This is a genomic window from Nonomuraea sp. NPDC023979 (assembly GCF_040639085.1).
Lineage (GTDB): Bacteria > Actinomycetota > Actinomycetes > Streptosporangiales > Streptosporangiaceae > Nonomuraea > Nonomuraea ceibae.
The window spans coordinates 49,502-68,779 of the sequence record NZ_JBEZZG010000010.1 but is presented as its reverse complement, the minus strand read 5'-3'; the positions used below and the strand labels follow the sequence as shown (position 1 = coordinate 68,779).

Annotated in this window: 15 protein-coding genes; 5 read left to right on the top strand and 10 right to left on the bottom strand. The window is 71.8% G+C overall.

Annotation, left to right across the window (positions count from 1 at the left end; translation table 11 throughout):
- Window positions 1-51: 51 nt before the first annotated feature.
- Window positions 52-1,158, bottom strand: a complete 1,107-nt coding sequence (locus tag AB0G11_RS19680) for a TIGR03118 family protein (protein ID WP_357587267.1) — start codon at window positions 1,156-1,158, stop codon at window positions 52-54.
- A 111-nt stretch (window positions 1,159-1,269) separates the two neighbouring features.
- Here AB0G11_RS19680 and ppgK point away from each other — a divergent pair, with 111 nt between their 5' ends.
- Together ppgK and hrpA are read left to right on the top strand one after the other, a co-directional pair.
- Window positions 1,270-2,007 (top strand): polyphosphate--glucose phosphotransferase, encoded by a 738-nt coding sequence (ppgK, locus tag AB0G11_RS19675; RefSeq protein WP_219511580.1) that lies wholly within the window; start codon window positions 1,270-1,272, stop codon window positions 2,005-2,007.
- Between the two features lie 222 nt (window positions 2,008-2,229).
- Window positions 2,230-6,099, top strand: a complete 3,870-nt coding sequence (gene hrpA / locus AB0G11_RS19670) for an ATP-dependent RNA helicase HrpA (RefSeq protein ID WP_357587265.1) — start codon at window positions 2,230-2,232, stop codon at window positions 6,097-6,099.
- On the opposite strand, the gene AB0G11_RS19665 is transcribed toward hrpA, so the two are convergent.
- Entirely contained in the window at window positions 6,089-6,685 is a 597-nt protein-coding gene (locus tag AB0G11_RS19665) for a Uma2 family endonuclease (protein ID WP_219511582.1), read from the bottom strand. The genes hrpA and AB0G11_RS19665 overlap by 11 nt on opposite strands.
- Window positions 6,686-6,725: 40 nt before the next feature.
- Window positions 6,726-8,729 carry a catalase gene (locus AB0G11_RS19660; RefSeq protein WP_357587264.1) on the bottom strand — a complete coding sequence of 668 codons (2,004 nt, stop codon included), beginning with the start codon at window positions 8,727-8,729 and terminating at the stop codon, window positions 6,726-6,728.
- Window positions 8,730-8,834: 105 nt separating this feature from the next.
- On the opposite strand from AB0G11_RS19660, the gene AB0G11_RS19655 reads away from it, so the two are divergent.
- Window positions 8,835-9,491, top strand: coding sequence for an HAD family hydrolase (locus tag AB0G11_RS19655; protein WP_219511584.1), 657 nt, complete (start codon window positions 8,835-8,837; stop codon window positions 9,489-9,491).
- A 10-nt stretch (window positions 9,492-9,501) separates the two neighbouring features.
- On the opposite strand, the gene AB0G11_RS19650 is transcribed toward AB0G11_RS19655, so the two are convergent.
- The 5 genes from AB0G11_RS19650 to AB0G11_RS19630 form a co-directional block, all read right to left on the bottom strand.
- Window positions 9,502-9,822 (bottom strand): DUF5709 domain-containing protein, encoded by a 321-nt coding sequence (locus AB0G11_RS19650; RefSeq protein ID WP_219511585.1) that lies wholly within the window; start codon window positions 9,820-9,822, stop codon window positions 9,502-9,504.
- Window positions 9,823-9,855: 33 nt separating this feature from the next.
- Complete coding sequence (locus tag AB0G11_RS19645; RefSeq protein WP_357587262.1) at window positions 9,856-10,389, bottom strand: hemerythrin domain-containing protein; 534 nt, start codon at window positions 10,387-10,389, stop codon at window positions 9,856-9,858.
- A 53-nt stretch (window positions 10,390-10,442) separates the two neighbouring features.
- Window positions 10,443-11,738 (bottom strand): MFS transporter, encoded by a 1,296-nt coding sequence (locus AB0G11_RS19640; protein WP_357587260.1) that lies wholly within the window; start codon window positions 11,736-11,738, stop codon window positions 10,443-10,445.
- 93 nt (window positions 11,739-11,831) lie between these two features.
- The gene (locus tag AB0G11_RS19635) at window positions 11,832-12,524 is read right to left on the bottom strand and encodes a Crp/Fnr family transcriptional regulator (protein ID WP_357587258.1); all 693 of its coding nucleotides are present in this window, start codon (window positions 12,522-12,524) and stop codon (window positions 11,832-11,834) included.
- A gap of 51 nt (window positions 12,525-12,575) precedes the next feature.
- Window positions 12,576-14,309, bottom strand: a complete 1,734-nt coding sequence (locus tag AB0G11_RS19630) for an ABC transporter ATP-binding protein (protein ID WP_357587256.1) — start codon at window positions 14,307-14,309, stop codon at window positions 12,576-12,578.
- A gap of 58 nt (window positions 14,310-14,367) precedes the next feature.
- Here AB0G11_RS19630 and AB0G11_RS19625 point away from each other — a divergent pair, with 58 nt between their 5' ends.
- Window positions 14,368-14,787 (top strand): MarR family transcriptional regulator, encoded by a 420-nt coding sequence (locus tag AB0G11_RS19625; RefSeq protein WP_357587254.1) that lies wholly within the window; start codon window positions 14,368-14,370, stop codon window positions 14,785-14,787.
- A 5-nt stretch (window positions 14,788-14,792) separates the two neighbouring features.
- On the opposite strand, the gene AB0G11_RS19620 is transcribed toward AB0G11_RS19625, so the two are convergent.
- Together AB0G11_RS19620 and AB0G11_RS19615 are read right to left on the bottom strand one after the other, a co-directional pair.
- Complete coding sequence (locus AB0G11_RS19620; protein WP_357587252.1) at window positions 14,793-15,800, bottom strand: hypothetical protein; 1,008 nt, start codon at window positions 15,798-15,800, stop codon at window positions 14,793-14,795.
- Window positions 15,801-15,842: 42 nt separating this feature from the next.
- Window positions 15,843-17,024, bottom strand: a complete 1,182-nt coding sequence (locus tag AB0G11_RS19615; protein WP_357587250.1) for a helix-turn-helix domain-containing protein — start codon at window positions 17,022-17,024, stop codon at window positions 15,843-15,845.
- 106 nt (window positions 17,025-17,130) lie between these two features.
- On the opposite strand from AB0G11_RS19615, the gene AB0G11_RS19610 reads away from it, so the two are divergent.
- A complete protein-coding gene (locus tag AB0G11_RS19610) occupies window positions 17,131-19,248 on the top strand; it encodes a M6 family metalloprotease domain-containing protein (protein WP_308126075.1) in 2,118 nt (705 codons plus the stop codon).
- Window positions 19,249-19,278 lie beyond the last annotated feature (30 nt).

The window sequence follows — 19,278 nt, the reverse complement described above, 5'->3', positions numbered from 1 at the left end:
CCCCCGGCTCCCGGCGCGGGCCGGGGGCCGCGCGCCGGGAACGCCGGAGGGTCAGTAGCCGCCGTACGGCTGGCTGGGGGCCTTCGTGGGGGCCTTCGTCGGGGCCTTGGTGGCCGGGGCGGCGGGACGGGAGCCCGCCGGGCGGATCACGCCGAGCAGGCCGTGCGTGCCGCCCTCCAGGCCGGCCGAGAACCACAGCGCGTTCTCGCCGCCGTTCGCCGCCGTGCCGGGCTCCAGGTCCCACAGCCCCGGCAGCGTGATCGCCTTGCCGCCGGCGGTGCGCAGCGCGCCCAGGTGGCGGTTGCCGCGGTAGGCGTGGATGGTGCCGTCGCCGAAGTTGCCGACCAGCAGCGCGCCCGCGTACTGGCCGAGGCGGCGCGGCGCCTTGGTGATCGCCCACGGCGCGTTCAGGCCGGTCCGCGCGATGCGCCCGGTCAGCCTGCCGTCGAGGTCGAAGCGGCTGACGAAGCCCTTGCCCGCCCCGGCGACCGACTTGCCGGTCTTCGGGTCGCGCAGCGCGTACGCCACCCACACGTTGCCGTTGACCACGGCCACGTTGAACGGCGAGTAGTTCGCCGGCACCGCCGCGTCCCTGAACTGCGAGCGCGACAGCCGCACCCGCCGGAAGTCGGCGTCGAAGGCGTGGATCCGGCCGCCCGCGAAGTCGGCCGCCAGCAGGAAGTCGCCGTCGTCCGTCTCGGCCAGCGCCAGGCCCTTGTAGTCGGCGCCGCGCGTGAACGCGCCGATGATCGCGTTCTTCGGGTCGGCCTCGGCGTTCCAGCCGCTGATCGCACCGCTCGGGCTGGAGAAGACGAACGTGGCGGGCCTGCCCTTGACGGTGAAGCCGTCGCCGGGGTTGAACACCTGGCCGGTCGGGGCGCCGCCCGGCACGACCACCTCCGTCGCCTCCTTCTTGCCCTGGCCGGAGTAGACGGTGGCGCTGCCGGTGCCCGTGTTGGACACCCACAGCGTCTTGCCCATGGCCAGCCCCCAGGGGTTGACCAGCTTGGGATCGGTGAGCGCCGCCTTGCCCTTGACGTCCGACACCAGGTTGACGACGTCGAACCGGGTGCGGTGGCTCGTGGCCTGTGCGGGGGTGTTGAGAGTGCTGCCCATGACGACCGCGACAGCGCCCAGGGCGATGATGCGTGACCGCATCCGTACCTCCTTGATAGCGCTTGTGACGCGAGATACGCGAGAGCCGCCTCCCGGGTTCAGTTAGGGTCCCTGGAGGCGTTTCGCGGCCGTGTACGGGGGAGTGGAAGACGCATGGACGTGCTGGGCATCGACATCGGCGGATCGGGCATCAAGGGCGCGCCCGTCGACCTGGAGACCGGCGAGCTCACCCGGGAGCGGCTGCGCGTGCCGACGCCGCGCCCCGCCGTGCCCGGGGCGGTCGCCGCCGAGGTGGGGCGGATCGTCGAGCACTTCGCCTGGACGGGCCCCGTCGGGGTGGCCGTGCCCGGCGTGGTGCACGGCGGCGTGATGCGCGACGCCGTCAACCTGCACGAGTCGTGGGCCGGGGCCGACGCCGCCGAGCTGTTCGGCGGGGCGGCCGTGGTCAACGACGCCGACGCGGCCGGGCTGGCGGAGATGACCTACGGCAAGGGGCGCGGGGAGCGCGGCACCGTGCTCATGCTCACGTTCGGCACCGGGATCGGCAGCGCGCTGTTCGTCGACGGCGTGCTCGTGCCCAACACCGAGCTGGGCCACCTGGAGCTGCACGGCCACGACGCCGAGCACCGCGCCTCCGACCGGGCCCGCGAGGAGCACGACCTCGGCTGGCGGGAGTGGGCCGGGCGCGTCCAGGACTACCTGGAGCACGTGGTGATGCTGCTGTCGCCGTCGCTGATCATCATCGGCGGCGGGGTCAGCAAGAAGGCCGACAAGTTCCTGCCGTACGTCCAGGTGGGCGTGCCCGTCATCCCCGCCGCGCTGCGCAACGAGGCGGGCATCGTCGGGGCCGCCGCGACAGCCGGTAATCGGCGCAGCACAGCGCTGCCGTAAACGTGATCAAACAGAGGCAACCCGGAGGCTGTTCCAGGAGTCTCATAGACGTGACCGTGGCCCGCCACGACTCAACTCTGGGGAGAGTGGGCCGGTCGTGGCGGGCCACGGTCACCCAGCGGCACGACGGGGGCCCCGATATTGGGATGCGCCGCGCCGCGCGGTGGGGCACGATGGGCCGTTGGCTCCCGGCGAGCGGGGCCCGAATATCCTTGAAGCAGTATGGGAACTCCTGCGTTGTCCTCTCCACTCACCGAGCTCCAGTCCCGCCTGCCCGGTCTGATGCCGCGCGACCAGCGGCGGCTGCGGCGCAGGCTCGACGGCGTGCGCCGGGTGCGCTCCCGCGAGGCGCGCGAGAAGATCGCCGCGGAGATCCTCGCCGACGTCGAACGCGCCGAGCAGCGGCTCGCGCGACGCCGCGAGGCCCTGCCGGTCGTCACCTACCCGGACAACCTGCCGGTCTCGCAGCGCAAGGACGACATCCTGGCGGCCATCCGCGACCACCAGGTCGTGATCATCGCCGGTGAGACCGGGTCCGGCAAGACCACCCAGATCCCCAAGATCTGCCTGGAGCTGGGCCGGGGCGTGCGCGGGCTGATCGGCCACACCCAGCCGCGCCGCATCGCCGCCCGCACCGTGGCCGAGCGCATCGCCGAGGAGCTCGGCACCGAGCTCGGCCAGGCCGTCGGCTACAAGGTCCGCTTCACCGACCAGGCGAGCGACCGCACCCTGGTCAAGCTGATGACCGACGGCATCCTGCTCGCCGAGCTGCAGCACGACCGGCTGCTGGAGCAGTACGACACGCTGATCATCGACGAGGCGCACGAGCGCAGCCTCAACATCGACTTCATCCTCGGCTACCTCAAGCAGCTCCTGCCGCAGCGGCCCGACCTCAAGGTCGTCATCACCAGCGCCACCATCGACCCCGAGCGGTTCTCCCGCCACTTCGACGACGCGCCGATCATTGAGGTGTCCGGCCGCACCTACCCCGTCGAGGTCCGCTACCGGCCGCTCGACGACGAGGACGACCAGACGCAGGGCATCGTGCACGCCTGCCGCGAGCTGATCGGCGAAGGCCCCGGCGACATCCTCGTCTTCCTCAGCGGCGAGCGGGAGATCCGCGACGCCGCCGACGCGCTGGCCAAGGCCGAGTTCCGCAACACCGAGATCCTGCCGCTCTACTCCCGGCTGAGCGCCGCCGAGCAGCACCGCGTCTTCCAGCGCCACACCGGCCGCCGCATCGTGCTCGCCACCAACGTGGCCGAGACGTCGCTGACCGTCCCCGGCATCAAGTACGTCGTCGACCCCGGCTACGCCCGCATCTCCCGCTACAGCCACCGCACCAAGGTGCAGCGCCTGCCCATCGAGGCCATCTCGCAGGCCAGCGCCAACCAGCGCAAGGGCCGCTCCGGCCGCACCTCCGACGGCATCGCCATCCGGCTGTACGAGGAGGAGGACTTCCTGGCGCGGCCGGAGTTCACCGACCCGGAGATTCTGCGCACCAACCTGGCCTCGGTCATCCTGCAGATGACCTCCATCGGGCTGGGCGACATCGAGGCGTTCCCGTTCGTCGAGCCGCCCGACCGCCGCCAGGTCAAGGACGGCGTCAACCTGCTGCACGAGCTGGGCGCGTTCGACGCCCACGGCAAGCTCACGCCCATCGGCCGCAAGCTCGCCGCGCTGCCCGTCGACCCGCGCCTGGGCCGCATGGTGCTGGAGGCCGAGCACAACGGCTGCCTGCGCGAGGTCATGGTCATCGCCGCCGCCCTGTCGATCCAGGACCCGCGCGAGCGGCCCTCCGACAAGCAGCAGCAGGCCGACGAGAAGCACCGCCGCTTCGCCGACCCCGAGTCGGACTTCCTGTCCTACGTCAACCTGTGGAACCACCTGCGGGAGAAGCAGCAGGAGCTGTCGTCCAGCGCGTTCCGCCGCATGTGCAAGGCCGAGTTCCTCAACTACCTGCGCGTGCGCGAATGGCAGGACATCTACAGCCAGATCCGCCAGTCGCTCGGCGCCCACCCCGGCACCGAGACGGCCGACCCGCGCCAGGTGCACGCCTCGCTCCTGGTCGGGCTGCTGTCGCACATCGGCGTCAAGGACGTCATGGACAAGCGCGGTGACGGAGGCCGCCGCCCCGTCCAGGAGTACATCGGCGCGCGCAACGCCCGCTTCGCCATCTTCCCCGGCTCCGCGCTGGCCAAGAAGCAGCCGCAGTGGGTGATGTCGGCCGAGCTGGTCGAGACGTCCCGGCTGTGGGCGCGGGTCAACGCCAAGATCGAGCCCGACTGGGTCGAGCCGCTCGCCCAGCACCTGGTCAAACGCTCCTACTCCGAGCCCCACTGGGAGAAGAACCAGGGCGCGGTGATCGCGCTGGAGAAGGTCACCCTGTACGGGCTGCCGCTCGTGGTCGGCCGCAAGGTCAACTACGGCCGGATCGACCCCGACCTGTCGCGCGAGCTGTTCATCCGGCACGCCCTCGTCGAAGGCGACTGGGACAGCCACCACAGCTTCCTCAAGGCCAACCGCAAGCTGCTCGAAGAGGTCGAGGAGCTGGAGAACCGGGCCCGCCGCCGCGACATCATGGTCGACGACGAGGCGCTGTTCGACTTCTACGACCAGCGGGTGCCCGCCGACGTCGTCTCCGCCCGGCACTTCGACGCCTGGTGGAAGAAGGCGCGCACCGAGCAGCCGGAGCTGCTCACGTTCTCGCCCGACATGCTCGTCAACGAGGGCGCCGACGTCAGCGCCCGCGACTACCCCGACACCTGGCGGCAGCTCGGCCAGCGGATGAAGCTGACCTACCAGTTCGAGCCCGGGGCCGACGCCGACGGCGTCACCGTGCACGTGCCGCTGCAGGTGCTCAACCAGATCAACTCCGACGGGTTCGACTGGCAGATCCCCGGCCTGCGCGAGGAGCTCATCACCGCGCTCATCCGCTCGCTGCCCAAACATTTGCGCCGCAACTTCGTGCCCGCCCCCAACTACGCCAAGCAGGTGCTGGCCGCCGTCAAGCAGGGCGGCGAGCCGCTGCTGGAGGCCGTCGAGCGCGAGCTGCTGCGGCTGACCGGCGTCCGCGTGCCGCACGACGCCTGGCAGCTCGACCAGATCCCCGACCACCTGCGGATCACGTACCGGGTGATCGACGAGCGCAAGCGCACGATCGCCGAGGACAAGGACCTCGACGCGCTCAAGCGGCGCCTGGCGCCGCGCCTGCGCAAGTCGCTCTCGCAGGCGGGCGACGACCTGGAGCGCACCGGCCTGACCACGTGGAGCTTCGGCACCCTGCCCAAGGTGTTCGAGCAGGGCCGCATGAAGGGCTACCCGGCGCTCGTCGACGCCGGCGACTCCGTCTCCATCAAGATCTTCGAGACGGAGGCCGAACAGCGCCGCTCCCATTGGACCGGCACCCGCCGCCTGCTGCTGCTCAACGTCACCAACCCGGCCAGGTCGCTGCTCGGCGGCCTGTCCAACCAGGCCAAGCTCGCGCTGTCACGCAGCCCCCACGGCGGCGCGGTCGCGCTGTTCGACGACATCGTCAACGCCTCCGTCGACAAGCTGACGAACGACGTCGGCGGCCCCGCCTGGGACCCGGTCGCCTTCGACCGCCTCTACCAGCACGTACGGGCCCACCTGTGGGACACCTCCGCCGAGGTGCTGTCGCGGGTGGAGCAGATCCTCACCGTCTGGCACGCCATCGGCACCCGCCTGGACGGCCTGCGCGCCGGCGCCTCCACCCAGGACGTACGCGACCAGCTCGGCAGGCTCGTCTTCCCGGGGTTCGTCACCGCGACCGGCCACCGCCGCCTCCCCGACATCCTGCGCTATCTGCGTGCCGTCGAGCGCCGCCTCACCAAGCTGCCCGAGGAGCCGTGGCGCGACGAGGAGTGGATGGACCGGGTGCACCGGGTGGAGGACGACTACCAGGACCTTCTCGACCGCCTGCACCCGGCCAGGCGCTCCGACCCGGACGTGGTGGAGATCCGGTGGATGATCGAGGAACTGCGGGTCAGCTTCTTCGCCCAGACGCTCGGCACCCCGACCCCGGTGTCGGAGAAGCGCATCGCCAAGGCGATGGACAGGCTCAGCCCTTGAAGATCGACGTGTCCAGCTCGAACCCGACCGGCTCGGGCAGGGTGATCGGCGAGCCGACCGTCACCTTGGTCATCGAGGTGTAGGCGCCGTCGACCGGCTTGCTGTAGACGGTCACGCCCGGCTCGTCGCCGATCGGGTCGATGAGCAGGTAGATCGGCACCTTGCCGACCGCGTAGCCCTTGGGCTTCTCCTGGCGGTCGTCGTGGGCGCTGCTCGGCGAGACCACCTCGGCGGCCACGAAAATGCCGGAGGACAGCAGCTCGAGATGCCCCCAGCGGGGGCAGTCGGCGGGTGCGAGCAGGTAGTCGGGCTGATAGGAGTCGCGGGGGCCTTCGATGCAGAGGCTCACGCCGCCTGCGGACTGCCACCATCCGCGCTCCCTGCTGAGCGGAAGGAGCTCGTAGGCCAGTTCCATGGCCATGCGGTGGTGCTCGGGGGTGCCTAGTGGGCTCAAGATGACCTTCCCTTCGATGACCTCTGCCCGGACGCCGGGCAGGGGGGGTAGGGCGTCGAAGACGTCTCGGAGATGATGCGGTGCGGTGTCGCTCACGGCGGGCTCCGGCTTGCTGATCGTCATGGTCGCCATGAACATGTCCCTTCGTGTTCGAGCAGGCACGCTCAGTATTTCACGCGGGAAGGCTGGACACGTCCCGGTCGTAGAAGCGGTGGGCGGCGACGGCCTCGGCGAACGGCTGGGCGATGTCGTCGCCGGTGACGACGCCGGTGCTGCCGGGCAGGCGGGCGGCCTCCACGAGCTGCGCGCCGGAGCCGACGGCGCCGATGGGCTTGCCGTGCTTGTACGCCTCCATGATCCAGAACTGGGCGCGGCCCATGGCGGCCAGGGCCTGGCCGTCGGCGGCCACGACCGCGTCGTACAGGACCGAGTTGGCGGCGCTGAGCTGGCGGTCGACCGGGATGCCGCCGATCGAGCCCTCGTGCGGCGCGATGATCTCGCAGATCGCGCCCTGCCCCTCCAGCGCCTGCTTGAGCGCGGTGACGGCGGCGGCGTCGGTGCCGTCGGCCATGAGGATGGCGATCTTGCGGGTGGCGACGCCGCCGGGCTGGTTCGTCATGCTGAGCGCGGGCGAGGCGTCGGAGTGCACCGGGCCGCCCTGCGGCACCGGCAGGCCGAGGCCGTGGGCGACCTGCTCGGCCAGGTCGGGATGGACGGAGCCGAGCTGCTTGAGCACGCCCTCCTTGATGTGCTTGCGCTCGACGTGTCCCAGCTCGAACAGGAACGCCGAGACGATGTGCCGCTTCTCCCAGTCGGCCATGCTGTTCCAGAAGAGCGTGGCCTGGGTGTAGTGGTCCTCGAAGCTGGGGCTGCGCTTGCGGATCTTGGTTCCGTCGATCTTCTCCTGGTAGTGCTTGTAGCCGTCGATGGCGGCGGGGCAGCCGCCGCTGATGGAGTTGATCGCGTAGCTGGTGCGCGACTCGTGGATGAGGTGCTGGTGGAAGCCGTCACGCTGGTCGTTGCGCACCGGGCTGACGGGCTGGTTGACGGGGATCTGCGGGAAGTTCGGCCCGCCCAGGCGCAGCAGCTGGGTGTCCAGGTAGGAGAAGAGCCTGCCCTGGAGCAGCGGGTCGTTGGTGAAGTCGATGCCGGGCACCACGTTGCCGAGGTGGAAGGCGACCTGCTCGGTCTCGGCGAAGAAGTTCTGCGGGTTGCGGTTGAGCACCATCCTGCCGATGGGCTTCAGCGGCACCTGCTCCTCGGGGATGATCTTCGTGGCGTCGAGCAGGTCGAAGTCGAAGTCGTGCTCGGCCGACTCGGGCACGAGCTGCACGCACAGCTCGTACTCCGGGTAGGCGCCCCGCTCGATGGCCTCCCACAGGTCGCGCCGGTTGAAGTCGGGGTCGTTGCCCTGGATGCGCAGCACCTCGTCCCACACCAGCGAGTGGGTGCCGAGCACGGGCCGCCAGTGGAACTTGACGAACGTGGCCCGCCCCACGTTGCTGACGAACCGGAACGTGTGCACGCCGAAGCCCTGCATCATCCGGTACGAGCGCGGGATGGCCCGGTCCGACATCAGCCACATGACCATGTGCATCGTCTCGGGCTGCATCTGGACGAAGTCCCAGAACGTGTCGTGCGCCGACTGCGCCTGCGGGATCTCGTTGTGCGGCTCCGGCTTGACGGCGTGCACGAAGTCGGGGAACTTGATGCCGTCCTGGATGAAGAAGACGGGGAAGTTGTTGCCGACCAGGTCGAAGTTGCCCTGGCTGGTGTAGAACTTGGTGGCGAAGCCGCGCACGTCGCGCACGGTGTCGGCCGACCCGCGCGAGCCCGCCACGGTGGAGAAGCGCACGAACACGGGGGTCCGCGCCGTCGTGTCGTTCAGGAACTCGGCGCACGTCACGTCGGCCATCGACTCGTAGACCTGGAAGTAGCCGTACGCGCCCGAGCCCCGGGCGTGCACGACCCGCTCGGGGATGCGCTCGTGGTCGAAGCGGGTGACCTTCTCGCGGAAGTGGAAGTCCTCCATGATGGTCGGACCCCGGGTGCCGGCCTTCAACGAGTTGTCGGTGTCGTCGACCGGGCAGCCCTGGTCCGTGGTCATGGGCGCGTCGTCCAGCGGCACCCGATACTGGCGGAGCTGGGTGTCCTTGGCGTCGGTCTCAGGCTTCATGAGGTCCCCCCTGGCTGTCGAACCACACCTACCCCGGGGGCATCACTGGCCACTCCGGCGGATCCGTACAGTGGAGGGAAAATTCCAGATAACGGATGGGTTTTGATGATCAAGGCAGTGGTGCTGGACGTCGGTGAGACGCTCATCGACGAGACGCGCATCTGGTCGCGGTGGGCCGACCGGCTCGGGGTGCCCAGGTTCGTGCTGATGGGCGCGCTCGGCGGGATGGCCGCGCTCGACCGGTCCCACAGCGAGGCGTTCGAGCTCGTCCGGCCCGGCTTCGACTTCGAGGCGGAGAACGCGGCGTGGGAGCGGGACGAGCCCGGCAGCCTGCGCAACCATTTCGACGCCGACGACCTCTACCCGGACGTGCGGGAGGCGCTCGCCGCGCTGCGGGCGGCCGGCTACCAGGTGATCATCGCGGGCAACCAGCCGGAGCGGGCCTACGACGCGCTGGTGGCGATGGAGCTGCCGGTCGACTCGGTGCACACCTCCGACGGGTGGGGGGTGGCCAAGCCCGCGCCGGAGTTCTTCGCCAAGGTCGCGGCGGTCGCCGGGCGGCAGCCGGGGGAGATCCTGTACGTGGGGGACCGGCTGGACAACGACGTGCTGCCGGCCTCGGCGGCGGGCATGCGCACGGCGCTGCTGCGCCGGGGGCCGTGGGGCTACCTGCACGCCGAGCGGGCACAGGCCGCCCAGGTCGCCGACGTCATCGTCGACGACCTGCACGCCCTGCTCCCCGCCCTGCGCGGCATGGCCTGACGGCGGGGAGTCACTCGTCGTCGCGCTCGATGTGCACGGCGCGTTCCTCGGCCGACAGGTCGCCGCCGTCCTCGCCCCAGTCGGAGCCGATCTCGCGGTCCTCCGCGTCGGCCTCCAGGCCCTCGTCCGGCTGGGTCAGCCGGTGCTCGGGCCGGGGCGCGTGGCGCAGCCTGTCGGGCAGCTCGCGTCTGAGCCGTTCGTCGAGTGAGTCGCGATGCCGGGGATCGTCCTCGGTGATCTCGTAGTTGAGACCCCGGTCGTCGGTCCATTCCTCGACCGTGATCCCCTGCTCGTCGCTGTATCCGTATCGGTCCGGAGGCTGTTCGGTCATACGCGTCCCCTACCCCGTGGACGGGCCGGAATCCTAGGTTCCGGCCTGCCGCAGGGCGTCACGCAGTTCCTGCTTGTCCATCCGCGACCTGCCGGGGATGTCGGCGCGCTGCGCCTGCTCGTACAGTTCGGCCTTGGTCTCGCCGGTGACGGTCAGCGCGCGCAGCTCCTCGTCGCGGCGCTGCTTGAACGCCTGGCCGAGCTCGCGCAGCCGTTCGGGGGTCGCGGACTCGGTCAGCTGGGGGAGGAGTTCGTCCTCTTCCTCCTTGACGTGGTGGGTGACCGCGTCCTCAAGCTGCTGGAGGGTCTGGCGGAACTCCGCGGTGCCGGGCTCGGCGCGTACCAGGGAGTCGAGCAGGACCTCGGCCTCCTTGTGCTCCTCCACGCCGTGGTGGGCGTCGAGCTGGGGGTAGACGCGGTCCTCCTCGGCGCGGGAGTGGGCGGTGAGCAGGGCGTGCAGCTCGGCCGCGGTGGCGGCCTGGTCGCCCTGGCCGCTCCTGAGCCGTTCGAAGAGGGCTTCGACCTCGCGGTGGTCCTGGGTGATGAGGGAGATGACGTCGCTTGTCATGAGCACCGGGGCTACCCCGCCGGCGGCGGTCCAATCACGGTGGCGGGCATTGGTCAGGCGTTCTCCAGAACCGGGTTCAGCGTGCGGGCGGGCGCGGGCCGTACGGGCTGCAGGGCGGGCTGCAGGGCCGGGGCGGGGGCGGGGCGGCGGGCGAGCCTGGCGAACGCCACGGCGGCCAGCAGCGTCGCCGCCACGCAGGCCACGCCGCCCGCCTCCAGGGCCGCGCGCGGGCCGAAGGTGTCGCTCAGCCAGCCGAGCACCGGGCCGCCGAGCGCCCCCGAGGCCGCGCCGACCATGCCGACCGCGGCGATGACCCGGCCGCGCATGGCGTCGGGGCTGTCGAGCTGTGCCCGCGCCGAGACCGTGGTGTCCACCAGGATGGCCCCGGCCGCGATCGGCAGCATGGCGACGGCGAACGCGGGCAGGGTCGGCAGCAGCCCGCTCAGCGCCTGCAGGACGCTGATGGCGAGGGCGGAGCCGAGCAGCAGCCGCAGCGTCAGCCGCGCGCGGGAGGCGGTGATGACGCCGCCCACCACGGTGCCCACGGCGAAGACCGTGGAGAGCAGGCCGTAGCCGCCCGCGCCGCCCTCCAGCGGGCCCGCGCTCATCGCGGCCATGGTGACCTGGTAGTTGCGCCCCAGGCTGCCCAGCACCAGCGACAGCGCCAGCATCACCAGCAGCCACGGGGTCCGCAGCACGTAGCGGAGCCCGGCGGCGATGGCGCCGGGCTCGCGCTCGGCGCTCTCCAGCTCGTGGAACTCCGACGCCCGCATGGCGGCGACCGCCGCGATCACCGCGAAGAACGTGACCGCGTTGATCACGAACAGCCCGCCCTGACCGGTGACGGGCAGCATCACGCCCGCGATCGACATGCCCAGGATACGTCCGGCGGAGTTGATGACGGAGCCGAGCGCCATCGCGTTCGGCAGGTCCTCTCGCGGCACCACCTCCGCGCCGAACCGGCCGAGCGCGGGCCCGCCGAGCGCCGAGACGACGCCGCCCGCCAGCGCCACCGCGTAGATGGGCAGCACGGAGTCCACGCCCGTCAGCGCGATCACGGCCAGCACGGCGGCCAGCGCGGCCTGGGCGAGCTGGGCCGCGATCACCACCGGGCGGCTCGGCAGCCGGTCGGCCAGCGCCCCGCCCCACATGCCCAGCAGCAGCGTCGGCAGCGCCTGCATGACCAGGCTGAGACCCATGCTGGTGGCCGACCCCGTCATGGACAGCACGAGCCAGTTGACCCCGAGGACCTGCATCCAGGTGCCGGTGATGGAGACCAGGTCCGCGCCTGCCCAGAGCCGGTAGTTGTGATGACGGAGGGCGCGGAACGTGGAGGAGGTGAGGGACAAGACTTTTCCTGTGCTTGACGGGGGCGACAGGTGGTGAACACCCTCTTTACGGACACGGATTCCGGTATGTCCGAAAAGTGAGGTAAGTCACGTTTAAAACGCGCGGAAGTCGGCCAGGGTCGCCAGCGCCGTCACGTCCAGGATCTCGATCCGCCCGTCGACCGGCCGGATCAGCCGGCGTCGCCGCAGGTCGCGCAGGGCTTTGGCGGTCAGGTCCGGGTCGGCGCCCGCCAGCGCCGCCAGCTCCGGCCCCGACAGCGGCACGCCGACGTCCAGGCCCCGGGTCCCGTGCCTGCCGTGCCGCCCGGCCAGCGACAGCAGCAGCCGTGCCAGGCACGCCCCCGTGTCGTAGCCGGCCAGGTCGAGCCTGCTCTGCTCGGCCCAGCGCAGCCGGTCCACGATGAACCGGCTCATCGCCAGTCCTGCGGGCGCCGAGCCCCGGACGAAGTCCAGGAACGCCGGCCCGCTGACGACCGAGGCGCGCACGGCGCCGCAGGTGGTCACGGTGGCCGCGTGCAGGCTGTGCGTGAGCGGCACCATGTCGCCCACCACGTCACCCGCCACCCGGACGGCCAGCAGCGATTCGTGGCCGCCGCCGGGCCTGGCCGACACCTTGGCCACGCCCTCCAGCAGCACGAAGATCGGCGTGCTGGCCTCGCCCTGGCGCATCAGCACCTGCCCGGCCGCGTAGCGGGCCTCGGCGCCCAGGGCCAGCAGCCGCTCGCGCACGGCGGGCGGCAGGTAATGGAGGAAGGTGCCCTCGGGAAAGCTGCGCAGACCGGTCATGTCCCCCTCCGGCATCCCTCGCCTGTCGCGAATATGGCACCGGATCGGGAATCAGACCAGTTCGAGTGGGCTATCCCGGTTGGCCAGAGCCGCGTAGTGCCCGCCGGCGGCCATGAGCGCATCGTGGGTGCCGCGCTCGACCACCCGGCCGCCGTCCAGCACGACGATCTCATCGGCGTCGCGGATCGTCGACAGGCGGTGCGCGATCGTGATCGTGGTGCGGCCCCTGGCCAGCGCGTCGAGGGCCTCCTGGACGGCCCGCTCGGTCTGGGTGTCGAGCGCGCTGGTGGCCTCGTCCAGGATCAGCACCGGCGGGTCGCGCAGCAGCGTGCGGGCGATGGCCAGTCGCTGCTTCTCGCCGCCGGAGAAGCGGTGGCCGCGCTCGCCCACGAGCGTGTCGTAGCCGTCGGGCAGCGCGGCGATGTGGTCGTGGATGCGGGCCGCCCGCGCCGCCGCCTCGACCTCCTCGTCGGTGGCCGACGGGGCGCCGAAGCGCAGGTTGTCCGCGATCGAGGCGTGGAAGAGGTACGTCTCCTGCGACACCACGCCGATCGTCTCGGCCAGCGACTCGAAGGTCAGCTCGCGCACGTCCACGCCGTCGATCGTGACCCGCCCCTCGGCCACGTCGTACAGCCGGGGCGGCAGGTAGCCGAGCGTCGTCTTGCCGGAGCCCGTCTCGCCCACCACGGCCAGGCTGCCGCCCGCCGGGACGGTGATGTCGATCCCGCTGAGCGTGGGCGCGTCGCCGTAGGAGAAGCCGACGCCCTCGAAGCGGACCTCGCCGCGCACCTCGCGCAGCGTGCGGGTGCCGGGGCGGATGTCGACGGGCAGGTCCAGGTACTCGAAGATGCGCCCGAACAGCGCCAGCGAGCTCTGCACCTCCACGCCCAGCCGCAGCAGCGACACCGTGGGCCTGAACAGCGCGGCCTGCAACGTGGTGAAGGCCACCAGGGTGCCGACCGAGATCGCGCCGGTGTGGCCGACCGCCCAGTAGACGGCCGCGGGCATCGCCGCCATGATCACCTGGATGGTCGACTGCCGCCACCGCCCGGCCATGCTCGCCTTGACGCCCAGCGCGGCAAGCTCGTCGGAGGAGCGGGCGAAGCGCCCGGCCAGGTCCTCGGCGCGGCCCATCGTCCGGCCGAGCAGGATGCCGCTGATCGACAGCGACTCCTGCACCATGGCGGAGATCGCCGCCAGCTTGCGCTGCCGCTCGGCGGTGATGCGCTTGCGCTCGCGGCCCACCTTGCGGCTGATCCACACGAACAGCGGCAGCAGCAGGAGCGAGACCGCCGTCAGCCGCCAGTCGAGCGCGAGCATCGCGACGATCGTGGCGATCACCGTGGTCAGGTTGGACACCAGGGAGGTGGCGGTCGAGGTGACGACCGCCTGCATGCCGCCGATGTCGTTGGCGATGCGCGACTGGATCTCGCCCGTCCTCGTGCGCGTGAAGAAGGCCAGGGACATGCGCTGGAGGTGGCCGTAGACGGCGGTGCGCAGGTCGTGCATGACGTGCTGGCCGACGGTGGTGGACACCAGCGTCTGCACCACGTCGAACACGCTGGTGGTGACGGCGACGGCGATCATGCCGAGCGCGAGCAGCGTGAGCAGGCCGGTGTCGCGGTTCGGGATCGCCACGTCCAGCACCTCGCGCAGCAGGAACGGCGAGGCGAGCGAGACCAGGGAGGCCAGCAGGATCAGCGCGCCGACCAGGGCCAGGCGGCCGCGGTAGGGGCGGAAGAGGGTGATGATGCGCCGCAGGGGCGCCCGTGGCTCATCGGCCAAATCGGTACCTCGTTTCTGATGTTGTCTCAAACTGAGGTTACCTCAGTAAGCTGGCGTCATGGAGGACACGGAGCTCGCCGAGCTGTTCCATCAGGTCGGGCGGCGGCTGCGGCACCGCTACGCGCACCTGCTGGAGCCGCACGGCCTCAACCCGGGCCAGGCGCGGGCGCTGCGCGCGCTCGCCGACGCGGGGCGCCCGCTCAGGATGGTCCAGCTCGCCGAGGCGCTGCGCATCGTGCCGCGGTCGGTCACGCCCGTCGCCGACGCGCTGGAGGAGGCGGGGCTGGTGCGCCGGGAGGTCGACCCGGCCAACCGCCGCTCGACGCTGGTCGTCCTCACCGGCGCGGGCCGCGCCGCCGTCGAGCGCGCCCGCGAGGCGCGCCGCCGGGCCGGGCAGGAGCTGTTCGCGGTCCTGTCCGAGGACGAGCGCGACCGGCTCAAGGAGCTGCTGCGGGCGGTGGACGGCCAGTTCTCCTGAAGGGCTCAGGTGACCGTCCGGCCGCCGACGACGGTGCCCAGGCAGCCGGGCCCGCCCAGCAGGGCCGCGTACGGGTAGCGTCCCCGGGCGTCGAAGACCGCGAAGTCGGCCCGGCCCCCGGCGTGCAGCGAGCCCGCGCCGCCCGGCCCGCCCGCCATCCCCAGCGCCCGCGCCCCGCCCAGCGTCGCCGCCCGCACCAGCCGCTCGTCCAGGTCCCGCACCCGGCCGCCGAGCCCGCGCACGCCCTCGCGTACGGCCGCCGCCCGGGCGAGCGGGCCGGCCGCGGGCGCGTCCCCGGGGCCGGTGCCGAACGCCAGGACGTTGCCCTCGTCCAGCAGCGCCAGCCACTCCTCCGGGTACGGCGGCGACGGGCACAGGGCGACGGCGGCGCCGCGCAGGCGCAGGAGCTTGCGCTCGCCGGGGTCCAGGGCCCGGGCGCAGGCGACGTGGCAGTGCGGGCCGAGCAGGCCCGCCTCGTCGAGGGCGGCGGGCGCGTGCCGGTCGAGACGCACCAGCAGCCGCAGGCCGAACGTCCTGGCCAGCACCGCCACGTCCTCCAGCACGTGCGGGTCGCGGGTGACCGGCGCGACGCCGACGCCGCACGGCCGGTCCACCTCGCGGATCGCGGTGATGAGGGCGTCGCGCCCGCGTTCCTCCCACTCCCGCTCCGAGGCGCAGCGCACCTCGGCGTAGCAGACGCCGGGGAGCGCGCCGGGGTCGGCGGCCACGACGGCCCGCGCGGTGACCCCGGGGGCGGGCGGGCCCGGCGCGGCGCAGGCGTCGACCAGCCCCGCGACGATCGTCCCCGGCCAGCGCCGCTCGCTCGCGACGGGGCAGGAGGCCAGCAGCTCCGCCCGGGGGCCCACCGCCAGCACCCGCTCGCCCCGCACGGCGACGGCGCCGTCGCGGACCGGTCCGGCGGTGATGGGCAGGACGAGCGGGGCGGAGTGCAGGACGACGGGCGCGGGCGCGCGGGCGTTCAGCGTGGTTCCGGAACGCCGCGCGGACCTCATCGGAGCTCCCGTCTCGACTGGCGGATTGTCCCCTTTATGGCATTAAACGGGGTCTTGTCCTACCTGCGCAATCACCTGGTGAACGCCACGCGGGCGGTAACGGCCCGACAGCCGGGCCAGCTTGAGGCTCAGGTGGAGCGCCAGCCGCTCGCCGCCGTCCTTGAGGTCCGTGCGGGCCAGCTCCTCCACCCGTTGCAGCCGGTAGTAGAGCGAGGTCCGGTGCAGCCGCAGCGCCCGCGAGGTCGCCACCGCGCTGCCCGCCAGGTCCAGGTACGTCTCCAGCGTCTCCAGCAGCGGCAGGTGCTGATCCTCGGCGAGCAGCAGCTCCAGCCCGGGGTGCAGCTCGTGGTCGGGGAGCCCGGTGAGCATCCGGTAGACGCCGAGCCGGTCCCAGCGGGCCGTGTGCCCGAGCCCGGGCACCCGCGCCGCCACCTCGGCCGCGTGCCGGGCCTCGGCGTACGAGCCCGCCGCCTCGGCCAGCGACGGCCTGGGCCGCCCGACGCCGACGACGACCCGGACCGACAGGGCGGCGTGCAGCTCGTCCGGCGCGAACGGGGCGCCGGACACGAGCAGCACGGCGTGGTCGTAGCGGACCAGGTGCAGCGGATGGTGGCCGCTCAGCCGCCGCCGCACCGCCAGCAGGCCCTGCTCCAGCGCCAGCCGCACCGCCTCGTCCGGCTCGCCCGACGGCTGCCTGGCGACCAGCGCGGTCACCGGCTGGCCCTGCGGGAACGCGCCGGCCTCGATGAGCTGCCTGGCCGCGTCGCGCTCGCCGCGCAGCAGCCCGGTCACCGCCTCCAGCTCCCGGTGCGAGGCCAGGCCGGTGGCCAGGCTCTCGTGGTAGAGCGCCAGGGCCAGCCCGGGTGCCGCCGCCGCGGCCTCCTCGACCTGGTCGGCGGTCATGGGCGGCGGGGCGTCGATGAACCACAGGAAGCCCAGCAGCCCGGCCTCGTGCCGTACCGGGACGCACACGCGCGGCAGCAGGCCGAGGTGGGGCGCGCCCGGGGTGCGCAGCGGGCCGGGGGAGTCGTGCGCCCCGGCGTCGCGCAGCCACTGGCGGACCTCCGGCGTGGTGTGGCGGCGCAGGATGGAGTCGCGGCGGATGTCGTCCATGACGCCGTTCTGCTCGCTGTAGGCGACGACCCGTTGCAGGCGGTCCTCCAGCAGCAGCGGACGCTCGAGCCGAGCGGCGAGCTCGTCGACGATCCGCTGAAGATCCGCCACAGACGCCCCTTGATGTGGGTATTTCAACAAATGTCGGAACGGCCACTACAGCTCTTCCCTACAACTGAACGGTGATCTCGGTCAATAGGGTCTATACCGTCAACTCGTGAACGCCCCGAAGAAGCTGCTCAAAGGCTTGCTAGCGGTCATCGTGACGATCCCGCTGAGCCTGATGGCGACCCCCGCTTCCGCAGCACCCCCCGCAGACGACCCCGAGCACCCCTGGCGGCTGGAGCACTGGCCGCAGACCCAGCCGTGGCAGCGCGACGCGCCTGAGGAGGCCCCGTCGCTGCGCCGCGACCGCCCGTCCACCGGCGTCAAGCCGATCGACCCGCAGAACTGGGTCAACCCCGATCACATGACGTGGGCGGACTACAAGCAGATCCCCGGCACCAAGTGGAACGACCCCGCGGTCAAGGGCTCCAAGCGCACCTTCAAGGGCGCCCTCGTCCTGCTGGACTACCCCAACCAGCCGTTCGTGGTGACCCAGCCCCGGGGCTCGACCATCTTCGCCAACCCCAGCGCCCAGGCCCACGACGTGCCGCGCGACCAGGTGGCCAAGTTCTACCAGGACTTCCTCAACACCCCGAACGACCTCAACCGGGGTCACACCATCCACGAATACTGGATGGAGGACTCCGGCGGACGCTACGGCGTCGAGCTGACCGGGTTCGGCCCGTACACGATGCCCGGCAAGGACCACGAGTACGCCATGGAGATGCAGGGCGGCGAGGGCTGCCCCTCCGGCGACTCCTGCAACAAGAACCTGCGCGCCGACGGCAACGCCGCCTGGCTGGCCGACGTCGGCAAGGAGACCGCAGACCAGTTCGACTTCGTCTTCTACCTGAGCGCCGGCCAGGACGAGTCGTCGACCTGGCAGGAGTTCGGCATGATGAAGTTCCCCACCAAGGAGGACGTGCCCGACGAGTGGGGCCCCGAGGGCGACCCCGCGCTGCCCAACTGGTCCAGGACCCGCTACGTCGAGTGGACCTCCTGGCAGTCCGGCTCCACCTTCTGGCCCAACGCCCGCTTCGGCGTCGACTCCGTGCAGGCCGAGAGCTCCGGCATGGGCGTCTACGCCCACGAGCTGAGCCACATCATGGGCATCGCCGACAACTACAACAACCCGTACGGGAAGCCACCCCGGCGCGCCTACACCGGCATCTGGGAGATGCTCAGCCGCGGCAGCTTCAACGGGCCGGGCGGCCCGCACTCCCGCTGGCTGATCCCGCCCACCTCCGGCGGCTCGATGGGCGCCCAGCACATGCTCCGCAACAAGATCAAGCTGGAGATGGTCGACGAGGCCAACGTGCTGCGCCTGTCACGCGAGGCGCTCGACGAGTCCGGCCTGGTCACCGCCCGGATCACCGCCCGCGCCGCGCAGCCCGGCCCGAAGGGGCTGGCCGGCGTGAACATCCAGTTCGACACCCGCGACGAGAGCACCGGCTCCTGTGACGAGAAGGTCGACCCGCTCTGCGACGGCGGCGGCTACGACAACTACACCGTCGAGGTCGTGGACCGGATGGGCACCGACTCCTTCACCCCCGACTCCGGCGTCCTGCTGGCCAAGACCAAGAACATCGACGACGCCCCGTTCGAGTGGGTGATCGACGCCAACCCGCAGGACATCGGCATGACCGACTACGTGATGCCCGACGGGACCAAGGTGCCGATCACGATCGGCGACTACCGGCAGCTGTCCGACGCCCTCTTCCACGCCGGCACCGACTCCGGCAGCGAGTACGAGTACGTCGACGAGGCCAACCGGCTGCACTTCTACATCACCGACGTGCACCGCGACCGCCAGGGCGTGCTGTCCTACACCGTCGCCGTCCGCTCCCTCGACGGCTCGGGCCCGCAGCGGCGCGGCGTCCGGCTGCTGCCCGCCGCCGGCGTCCCGACCGGCAAGAACCTGTCCACCTGCACGTTCCCGCTGTTCAACACCGGCCGCTCCGGCCCGGTGCGCGGGCAGCACCCCGAGGACGTCAGCGCCTACCTCGGCTCCGACGTCTACCGTCTCAAGGCCGAGGTGTCGGGCAAGGGCTGGACCGCCCAGCTGCCCAACGCGCTGGCCTCCGTCGCCGCCGGCGAGCACGCCAAGGTGACGGTCAACGCGCTCCGCGGCGACGGCGGCTCCCGCCTCGCCCGGGTCAAGCTGACCGCCACCTCGGAGAGCGACCCGGCCAAGTCGATGACGGCCACCTGTCACGTGATCGGCCTGTAGCTGAACGACGGGGCACGGGCTGGCGTGGCC